The organism is Sporanaerobacter sp. PP17-6a, from assembly GCF_900095615.1.
Lineage (GTDB): Bacteria > Bacillota > Clostridia > Tissierellales > Acidilutibacteraceae > Acidilutibacter > Acidilutibacter cellobiosedens.
Map to the genome: position 1 here is coordinate 26,017 of NZ_FMIF01000042.1, position 9,655 is coordinate 35,671.

The window sequence follows — 9,655 nt, forward strand, 5'->3', positions numbered from 1 at the left end:
ACTTGATTAATAAGTGTGAATAAATTATAAGGAGTGAAGATAATGGCAAAGGATTATACCGGAATTATTGTAGAGGAGAGTCTTGACGACAACAGATTACTTAATGAACTGAACGTAAGAAAAATACGGATAACAGGACATACCAATCCTGCCGATAGGTGGCATATGTATGAGGTCGATGTAACAAAGGAAGAAATACAGGAGTTGTCTAAGCATATTATTGGGGATTGGTATATGCATTTTTGGAAAGAAACAGATGTTATTGCCATTCTTAAAAATAAGGTATTTGAATTTAATTATGAAAATAAAAATACTTGGAATAAGGTTTTAGAATATGGGCGCTCCGTTGGATTACCAGAGGATGAATTGGATTTCCCGATTAACGGATTATAATATGTGTGAGCAAAGAGAATCGGATGGAGACGGTTAAAGATACTGCTTGATTTTATTTCCGATGGTTTGAAAAACTGAGAGATAAATAACGAAAGGCCGTGTTTGTTCCTATAAAGTGCTGAATATAAAAAAGTTGAAACAAAATTGATGAAATATCGGAGGTGGGTTCATGCGTTTGTGGTCAATACAGCCGGAAGAACTATATAAAAAATTAGAAATTGAAAAGATCATATCATGTGATCCATTACAATCCCAATTTATTACCGAATGGGGTTTTGGCCCGGCCTACGATTGGCTTGCTGAGCAAATGACATTGCGTATCGGTCCGTCGCCTACAGGAGTAAAATATCCGTTTTGGGCATGGCATACTGTGGAATGGAAACATCAGAAACCAGACTTGCGCCGCATGGAATTTCGAAATTACAGTGGCAATCGAGTTTGTATAGAACTGGAGATTCCTGACAAAGATGTGCTGCTCAGCAATGAAGACATGTGGTACATTGTTTTGAATGAAGGATATTATATAGACTGTTCAAATGAAAAAGAATATGATGCTGAATACACATGGTTTGAGCATCTGCCATCCGACAAGCAGTTTCATATAAAGCGAAAATCTTGGGAGAATATATTTGATGTTTTCCCACCTCGGGAGAGCGAATGGGAAAGTCATGGGAAATATGTACAGGCAACTTTTTGGGAACTGCGGCTTAATCAGATAGTTGATGTACGGTATTTCAAGGGACGAATACACAAGAATTATTAATTTTAGAAATATTAACAGATAAAGTCTATAACTATTTTATTTTACAGGTACTTGCAGATTTAATAATGTTTCTTTAGCTTTTCTTATATGATTTCTACAGTATTCTTCTGCTTTGTTTTCATCCCGTAGTTCTATTAATTCAACTATTTTTTTATGATCCAATAAAGAAGTGCTTCTTCTTTCATCTTGTAACAATGTTATTCTTCTGAAACTGGCGATATAGTCATACAAAGGCAGTAAACTGTTTTTTAATCTTTTATTACCGGCAGCATCAATAATTATAGTATTATATTTATCATGAATAGAAAAAAATAAGTCATATTCCTTATTTTTATCTGCTATCTCCATTTGTTTCAAAGTGTCTTTTAGATCTCTGATTTCATCATCTTTGATGTATTTACATGCAAGCCGAGTTGCTAAGCCTTCTAAAACTTCTCTCATTTCATAAATTTCTATTATATCATCTTTTGTTATTCCTTTTACGATTGAGCCTTTTTTGGGATAATATTCTATTAATCCTTCCGCCTCTAACTTTCTGAAGGCCTCCCTTACCGGAGTTCTGCTGATATTAAGCTCTTGCGCTATTGATGTTTCCATTATTCTTTCACCTGAAATGAGTTTTCCGTTTAAAATTGCTTTTCTTAATAAATCGAATACGATATCTCTTGTAGGCCTTAAATCTCTTTTATCTATTACACCTATATCCATCAAAATTTCTTTCCCTTCTAATATACTAATTCAATATTTATTCTATCATAATTTGTTATCTTGTCAATTTATAGATTTACAGCCTAAGATAAATTAATAAATATTGCTGGTTTATCTTATATAAAAAGTATTGACAAACATATAGATTCGTTTTATTATGGATACGTGGATACATGTATCCATAATAAAGTATTTATAGAACAAATAAAAGTAAGAGAAAATTTAATTATTTAGCAGGAGGTACTGACATTGTTTGGATCGGCTGGTAAAGAAGGCAAACAGGACTGTGTAGTAAACGTTAACTTACGAGATAATGGAGGGATTGAAGTAAAAATTAAAAGCAAAGTTAATAAGCTTTTTGGTAAACATATAGAAACAGCTGCGACAAAAGCTGCCTATGAAATGAAAGTTAAAAACGCTTTGATAGAGGTATATGATTTTAACAGCTTAGATTTTACAATTAAGGCGAGAACAAAGACTGCAATTAAAAGAGCATGGAGGGATGTTAAATGAAAAAGCTCAGAAGATCTATGCTGTTCTGCCCTGCTAATGAACCTAAGATGTATATTGATGCTCCAATATATAAGCCTGATTGTATAATATTTGATTTGGAGGACTCTATACTATATTCTGAAAAGGACTCGGCAAGAGATTTATTATGTGAAGCAATAAAAACTTTAGATTTTGATGATATAGAAATTTATGCACGAATAAATCAGCTTACGACGGAGTTCGGCGAATGTGATGTTTGGGAGACTGTTAAAGCAGGTATCAGAAATATTAGATTACCGATGTGTGAAGATAAACAAGATGTTGAAAGGCTCGATGCATTGCTTAGTAGTATAGAAAAGGATATGGGTATTGAGAATGGTACAATAAAAATTCAATGCGCTATAGAAACACCAAAAGGCGTTTTGAATGCCTTTGAAATAGCCAAATCAAGTAAAAGGGTGACATCAATATCCTTTGGAGCAGAGGATTATACCAATTCTTTAGGGACAGATAGAACAAAAAATAGTATACAGTTTGTTTATGCAAGAAGCTATATTCCTCTTGTGGCTTCAACCGTTGGCATAGATTCCATTGATACGGTATGGTCTGATGTTAAGGATACTGAAGGTTTTATAAAGGAAACGCAAGAAGCAAAGTTTTTGGGGTTTTCAGGTAAATCCTGTATACATCCGACTCAGGTTATGGAAGTACGAAAAATATATTCACCGTCACCATTAGAAATTGAAAAAGCAGAAAAAATTGTTAAAGCCGCTGTGGATGCGGAGAAAGAGCAAAGAGGAGTAGTATTAGTTGATGGGAAAATGATTGACGTACCTATTATAAAGAAAGCGGAGAGAATTTTAGAGCTTGCAGAAATTAAGGAATAGGAAGTGAAAAGATTGGATTATATGATAAATGAGGTCGGAAGAAAAATACCGACATATATAGAAGGAATTGGTGAAATAAAGCCTTATGGAGTAAAAAAACATTCATCAGGCGGAATTGTTAATATTAATAATGAAAATAAAAGAGAGAATAAGAGTAAATTATTGCCTTCATTAAGAGATGCAATAATAAAATCCGGTTTAAAAGATGGTATGACTATTTCCTTTCATCATCATTTAAGAAATGGTGATTACGTTTTAAATATGGTGATGAAAGAAATATCATCTATGGGAATAAAAAATTTGACAATATTAGCATCGTCTTTAACCCAGGCTCATGAATCCCTTGTTGAATATATCAAAGATGGTACAATTACAGGTTTACAAACGAGTGGATTGAGAGGTTGTTTGGCAAGGGAGATTAGCAAGAATTGTATATTAAAGACACCGGTTATATTCAGAACTCACGGAGGAAGGGTAAGGGCAATAAAATCAGGCGATATAAAAATAGATGTCGCTTTTATTGCAGCATCTTGCTGTGATGAAATGGGTAATATGAATGGACAGTGCGGCAAGTCATCGTTTGGATCTATGGGTTATGCTATGATAGATTCGCTTTATGCTGATAAAGTAATTGCCATAACAGATAATTTAGTCGATTATCCCGCATATCCGATTAGTATAAATCAAACTCTTGTTGATTATGTAGTAGAAGTTGATTCCATAGGAAATACAGAATTAATCGGAACAGGAACCACACGTGTTACAAGTAATCCACGGGAATTATTGATTGCTGATTACGCCAGTAAAGTATTAATTGAATCAGGTCTGGTAAAACAAAATTTTTCATTCCAGGCAGGAAGCGGTGGTTCATCTTTAGCTGTTGCAAAATATTTAAGGGAATATATGTTGAAGAATAATATAGTTGGATCATTTGCTCTGGGCGGAATTACATCATATATGGTTGAAATGCTGGAAAATGGTCTGTTTAGATCTCTGCTGGATGTTCAAACTTTTGACAAAGTTGCTGTCGATTCATATGGGAGAAATAAAAATCATATAGAGATGAGTGCGGATATGTATGCTAATCCCGACAATAAAGGGTGTGTAGTTGATAAATTAGATATTGCCGTGCTTTCCGCTACAGAGGTAGATGTTAATTATAATGTAAACGTTATTACCGCATCAACGGGTGATGTTATCGGAGCGGTGGGAGGACATCCTGATGTAGCGGCCGGAGCTAAACTGACTGTAATAGTGACGCCATTAATGAGAAAGAGGTTTCCTATTATTGTAGATAAAGTGACAACTGTTGTAACTCCAGGTACATGTGTAGATGCAGTTATTACTGATAGGGGAATTGCAGTAAATCCTAAGAATCAAAAACTATTAGAATTACTTAGTAATAAAGGGCTTCCTTTAGTTACAATTGAAGAATTGAGGGACAAGGCACAAAGAATTACGGGAAAACCGGAAACAATCAAATTTGGCGATAAAGTAATAGGTGTGGTTGAATATAGAGACGGTTCAATAATGGATGTAATTTATAATGTTGAATAAACTCAGTTGGTATTTTTAGAAGGGCGGTTTTATATTTCGAATAATTTTGCTCCGAGGAGGTTTGATAATACATATTAGGTTACTATTGTGGAAAGGAAGTGATACAATATCTTTTTATAGTAATAAATTTTATAAAATGATTTATTAATTATCAATAATCAATATAGGGGGTGTATCTATGGAAACAAAGCCAAAAAAAGTACGTAAAAAAATATTTAAAATGCCGCATACGTATGTGCTACTCGTTATTTTAGTTTTAATTGCAGTTGCTCTTACGTATCTTATACCGGCAGGGGAGTTTGACCGTGTTGAGAATAAAGCCTCTGGTGAGACTTTAATAGTGCCAGGCAGTTATCATTTAGTTAAAGCCAATCCGGTAAAGATATATGAGATACCTGTTTTTATATTTAAAGGATTGGTTGATGCTAGTGATATTATTTTCTTTATATTTATAATTGGCGGCGCTTTTGAAATAATAAACAGTACAAATGTGATAAATGTTTTTACGGGTAGATTGGCGTCAAAATTAAAAGGTAAAGAAGGATGGGTAGTTCCGATTTTCTTGAGCATATTTTCAATAGGCGGGTTTACTATGGGTATGTCATCAGAGGTGTTAGTATTTGTACCGATTGGTATTTTGATGGCTCGATCATTAGGATATGACGTTATTACCGGTACTGCCATGGTTACCCTTGGTGCAGGAATAGGATATACAGCCGGATTAATGAACCCCTTTGGAGTAGGTTTGGCTCAAATTATAGCGCAGGTTCCTTTGTATTCAGGTATGTGGTATCGAGCGATCATTTTAGTCGTACTTATTGTTGTAACAAGTATTTATATACTTAAGTATGCTAATAAGGTTAAAGCTGATCCAAGCAAGAGTGTTGTTTATGATGTACCTGATATAAAAATGGAATTTAATGAATCAGAAAAGGAAGTACCGAAGCTGGAGAAATACCATTATTATGTTTTAGCGGTATTAATTATCGGCTTGAGTGTGCTGATTTGGGGAATTTCAAGGAAAGAGTGGTATATTGATGAAATGGCAGCTATGTTTCTTACCATGGGTGTGGCGAGTGGTTTTGCAGCAGGATATGGCCCGAGTAAAATTGCAAAAATATTTGTAACCGGAGCTAAGTCAATTACATTCGGGGCCTTAATAATAGGTTTAGCCAGATCTATTTTTATAGTTATGCAAGATACATCTATAATAGATACGATAATTAATGATCTATTTATAGGATTAAATAAATTACCATCATCATTACAACTTATAGGTATGTATATAGCTCAGACTTTGGTTAGTTTGGTGATAGGCTCTAGTTCTGGACAAGCAACGGTAAGTATGCCGATAATGACTCCTGTAAGCGACTTACTTGGAATCAGCCGTCAAACATCGGTACTGATTTTTCAATTGCCTGATGGTTTTACCAACTCTATATTACCAACATCATCTGCGACGATGGGAGCACTTTCTGTTGGTAGAGTTCCATTTGACAAATGGTTTAAATTCTTTTGGAAACTCGAAGTTTTATGGCTGTTAATAGGTGCAGTATTTATTTTACTTGCTCCCGTAATAGGATATTAATATTTTAAAGAAAGGAGTGCTAAAAAATACTTATGAGACAAATTAATAATGCAAAAGAATTATTAATGAGTTCGTTAATAGATAAAAAAGAAAAACTTTTTGAGATTGCGGATTATATTCATGACAATCCGGAAACAGGATACAATGAGTATAAAGCATGCAAGGTGTTAAGTGAATATTTACAGCAAAATGGATTTGAAGTTGAAATAGGATACGGTGGATTACAAACTGCATTTCGGGCTGTTTATAAAAATGGTGAAGGTGGCCCCTGCATTGGATTTTTGTGCGAATATGATGCACTTGAGAAATTAGGTCATGGCTGTGCTCATCATCTTCAAGGGCCGAGTGTAATTGGAGCTGCCATAACATTAAAGGAAGCAAATCTTCAAAATCCGTTCAGTATAGAAGTAATAGGGACACCTGCCGAGGAAACTGCTGAAGGCGGTAAAACAATTATGTTAAAAAACGGAGCTTTTAAAAATTTGGACGTAGCTTTAATGATGCATGGTGGGGATGCCACGATTACTGATATTAGGTCATTGGCACTTTCGGAATATGTTGTAACGTTTAAAGGAATATCATCTCATTCGGCCATAGCGCCGGAGAAGGGGAGAAGCGCTCTGGAAGCAATAATTCTTTCATTTAACGGATTGGCTTATTTACGTGGCCATGTTCGTGACGATGTTAGAATTCATGGAATTATTGAAGATGGAGGAAGCAGTGTAAATGCTATACCTGAAAATTCATCAGCGCGATTTGAATTTCGTTCATACAGCAGAAAATATCTGGATAATGTAATAGAACGAGGGATAAAAATATTTGACGGAGCTGCATTAATGACAGAAACATCATATACCATTAAAAAGATTGTAGATTTTCATAATAAAATACCTGTAATGTCGCTTAATGATCTGCTAATGGAAAATGCTAAAATTGCAGGTGCCAGCAGGATATCACCTCCTCGTGAGAGGACCGGCTCAACAGATTTTGCTTCTGTCATGTATAATGTGCCAGGCTCGTGCATTCGTGTACCTTTTGTAGAGAAAGGGGTTCCTTCTCACAGTAAGGAATGGGTAGAAAAAGGCAAATCAGATGATGCACATAATGCCTTACTTTTAGCAGCCAAGATTTTATCCATGACCGCCTATGATTTAATTACGGATAATAAATTAATGATAAAAATACGCGAAGAATTTAATAAGGAAAAGTTGAAAAACAGTGAATTATAATATCCTAAAAAACAAACTCAGAGGTGAGAACCGATGAAGAACAAGTTATATTATGAGTTAATTAATGGTGTCAGTAAGAAAAACATGGAAGATTTAATTCGATACTTTAGCCATTTAAACAGGCTGACAGGAACAGATGATTGCGAAGAAGCAGCATCTTATATTTGCAATCAGTTGGAACATTATGGTGTTAGTTATGAAAGATATGAGTTTGTAGGCTATTTTAGCAATCCAATAAAAAGTGTATTGACAGTATTTACGGAGAATAACAAAACTGAAATTTTATCAAAACCACGATCCTTTAGCCTAAATTGTCCCGAGGGTATAACGGGAGATCTAATATATGATAGTAAAAGTTTAGATCCACAGTTGTGCCTAAATGAAGAACGTGATTGGTATTTAAATTTTAGAGGAAAAGTTGTGCTGAGCTGGAATTTTTCTGAGGACTATGTAAAAAAGATTGAATTCTACGGAGCAAAAGGGATAATTCATATATGGAAAACTGAAGAAGAAGTTATCCATGAAGAGACTGTAGGACCAGTTTGGGGAACTCCTACACTTGAAAGTTTTAAATGGATTCCTAAGATACCAGTTATAGGAATTAGAAAAGCAGATGGGCTGAGTTTAATTGATAGTGTTTCGAGAGATGATGTAAAGGTACTAATTCAGTCTTTGGTTGAATATAAAACCGGTTTAGTTAGTCTTCCCGTAGCTTATATACCAGGAAAACTTGATGAATATGTTTTAGTATCAGGTCATTATGATTCGTGGTATGAAGGTATTACAGATAATGCTGTGGGAAATGCCGTATGTATGGAAATTGCACGACTGTTTAATAATATTTCCAAAAATCTTGAAAGAGGTATAAAGGTTGCATTTTGGCCGGGACATTCCAATGGAAGATATGCCGGTTCTTCATGGTTTTGTGATAATTTCTGGTTTGACCTTCACGATAATTGTATAGCACATCTAAACATAGATTCACCAGGTTCACAAGGTGCAGAAGTTGTACTTCCGAGGACTACTATACTTGAAGGGGAAAGTTTTACAAAAGAGTTGATTAAGGAATTTACAGGTAATTGTCCGGAAAATTTACTTGAAATACCAAGAGGTGCAGATCAGTCATTTTGGGGAGCAGATATACCATATCATATAATGTATAAATATGAGCCTATTAGGGATAAAAAAATTTATAATTGTCCTGGTTCTGGAGGTGGCTGGTGGTGGCACTCTGAATTTGATAATCTGGATAAGTTAGATATGGATATGCTAATACGTGATTCTCAATTGAATATAGCTACTGTTTATAAATTCGTTACTTCTAAACTGCTTCCTGCAGACTTTGAAGCTTTCTTTTCAAAGCAGGAAGATACAATTAAAATCTTAGCAAAAAATTCAGATGATTCGTTTAATTTTAATCCAATATTGGATTCTTTATCATCATTAAGAGACAAGTTGTTAAGTATACTAAAAAAAGATGCATCAGTAGAAAAAATAAATAAACTAATAAAAATTGCAGGCGGAGGATTAAATCGTTTAATATATTCGTCGGGAAGTAGATATGAATTTGATGACACTTTTCCGTCTAAACCATTTATAGGACTACAACATGTATTTAATATTTATAAAGAAAATACACCCGAGGAAGAATTTATTTTTGCATTGACAGGTTTTATACGTCAACGTAATCGCATAGTAAATGAACTTAAAGAAATTGAAATGAAAATAGATGCATTATCACAATAACTTAAGAAGGCAGAACAGATTTTTAAAATTCGTCCTGCCTTCTGATTATTTGTTTTTGCTCTAAATACTCGTCCGGTCGATATTTCATCTGATAATATTTCTATGTTTGTGACATCCGCGCCAATGGGCTTCCTTTTATGAGATAATAGTATCTGACATTATATGATTGACTTAATAGTTTTGCTTTGATAAGATCGGGGACTGTCTGATTGGTTTTCTGTTGGCTTACTGTTTGTCTTGATACAACATATAAAATTATAAATTATATTTACTTTAGATATAATATACGGTA

General features: G+C 34.3%; 9 protein-coding genes. 8 read left to right on the forward strand and 1 reads right to left on the reverse strand.

What is annotated here, in order from left to right; genetic code table 11:
* The first annotated feature begins 42 nt into the window (after positions 1-42).
* Together PP176A_RS14835 and PP176A_RS14840 are read left to right on the forward strand one after the other, a co-directional pair.
* On the forward strand, positions 43-393 hold the full coding sequence (locus tag PP176A_RS14835; RefSeq protein ID WP_071141254.1) for a hypothetical protein: 351 nt from the start codon (positions 43-45) through the stop codon (positions 391-393).
* 169 nt (positions 394-562) lie between these two features.
* Positions 563-1,156, forward strand: coding sequence for a DUF3841 domain-containing protein (locus PP176A_RS14840; RefSeq protein WP_071141255.1), 594 nt, complete (start codon positions 563-565; stop codon positions 1,154-1,156).
* 36 nt (positions 1,157-1,192) lie between these two features.
* Here PP176A_RS14840 and PP176A_RS14845 read toward each other — a convergent pair whose 3' ends face one another.
* The gene (locus tag PP176A_RS14845; RefSeq protein WP_071141262.1) at positions 1,193-1,864 is read right to left on the reverse strand and encodes a GntR family transcriptional regulator; all 672 of its coding nucleotides are present in this window, start codon (positions 1,862-1,864) and stop codon (positions 1,193-1,195) included.
* Positions 1,865-2,113: 249 nt separating this feature from the next.
* Here PP176A_RS14845 and PP176A_RS14850 point away from each other — a divergent pair, with 249 nt between their 5' ends.
* The 6 genes from PP176A_RS14850 to PP176A_RS14875 all read left to right on the forward strand — a co-directional run bounded on the left by PP176A_RS14850 (position 2,114) and on the right by PP176A_RS14875 (position 9,363).
* Positions 2,114-2,377 carry a citrate lyase acyl carrier protein gene (locus PP176A_RS14850; protein ID WP_071141256.1) on the forward strand — a complete coding sequence of 88 codons (264 nt, stop codon included), beginning with the start codon at positions 2,114-2,116 and terminating at the stop codon, positions 2,375-2,377.
* Positions 2,374-3,243, forward strand: coding sequence for an HpcH/HpaI aldolase/citrate lyase family protein (locus PP176A_RS14855; RefSeq protein WP_071141257.1), 870 nt, complete (start codon positions 2,374-2,376; stop codon positions 3,241-3,243). Before PP176A_RS14850 ends, PP176A_RS14855 begins: the two co-directional genes overlap by 4 nt.
* A 21-nt stretch (positions 3,244-3,264) precedes the next feature.
* The gene (citF, locus tag PP176A_RS14860) at positions 3,265-4,800 is read left to right on the forward strand and encodes a citrate lyase subunit alpha (RefSeq protein WP_071141263.1); all 1,536 of its coding nucleotides are present in this window, start codon (positions 3,265-3,267) and stop codon (positions 4,798-4,800) included.
* A gap of 178 nt (positions 4,801-4,978) precedes the next feature.
* Positions 4,979-6,388 carry a YfcC family protein gene (locus tag PP176A_RS14865; protein WP_071141258.1) on the forward strand — a complete coding sequence of 470 codons (1,410 nt, stop codon included), beginning with the start codon at positions 4,979-4,981 and terminating at the stop codon, positions 6,386-6,388.
* Between the two features lie 32 nt (positions 6,389-6,420).
* Positions 6,421-7,617 carry a M20 family metallopeptidase gene (locus PP176A_RS14870; protein ID WP_071141259.1) on the forward strand — a complete coding sequence of 399 codons (1,197 nt, stop codon included), beginning with the start codon at positions 6,421-6,423 and terminating at the stop codon, positions 7,615-7,617.
* 33 nt (positions 7,618-7,650) lie between these two features.
* Complete coding sequence (locus tag PP176A_RS14875; RefSeq protein WP_071141260.1) at positions 7,651-9,363, forward strand: M28 family metallopeptidase; 1,713 nt, start codon at positions 7,651-7,653, stop codon at positions 9,361-9,363.
* Positions 9,364-9,655 lie beyond the last annotated feature (292 nt).

Coding starts and splice junctions, on each gene's coding strand:
- PP176A_RS14865 (WP_071141258.1), top strand. CDS start 4,979: ATGGAAACAAAGCCAAAAAAAGTACGTAAAAAAATATTTAAAATGCCG.
- PP176A_RS14835 (WP_071141254.1), top strand. CDS start 43: ATGGCAAAGGATTATACCGGAATTATTGTAGAGGAGAGTCTTGACGAC.
- PP176A_RS14855 (WP_071141257.1), top strand. CDS start 2,374: ATGAAAAAGCTCAGAAGATCTATGCTGTTCTGCCCTGCTAATGAACCT.
- citF (WP_071141263.1), top strand. CDS start 3,265: ATGATAAATGAGGTCGGAAGAAAAATACCGACATATATAGAAGGAATT.
- PP176A_RS14870 (WP_071141259.1), top strand. CDS start 6,421: ATGAGACAAATTAATAATGCAAAAGAATTATTAATGAGTTCGTTAATA.
- PP176A_RS14875 (WP_071141260.1), top strand. CDS start 7,651: ATGAAGAACAAGTTATATTATGAGTTAATTAATGGTGTCAGTAAGAAA.
- PP176A_RS14845 (WP_071141262.1), bottom strand. CDS start 1,864: ATGGATATAGGTGTAATAGATAAAAGAGATTTAAGGCCTACAAGAGAT.
- PP176A_RS14840 (WP_071141255.1), top strand. CDS start 563: ATGCGTTTGTGGTCAATACAGCCGGAAGAACTATATAAAAAATTAGAA.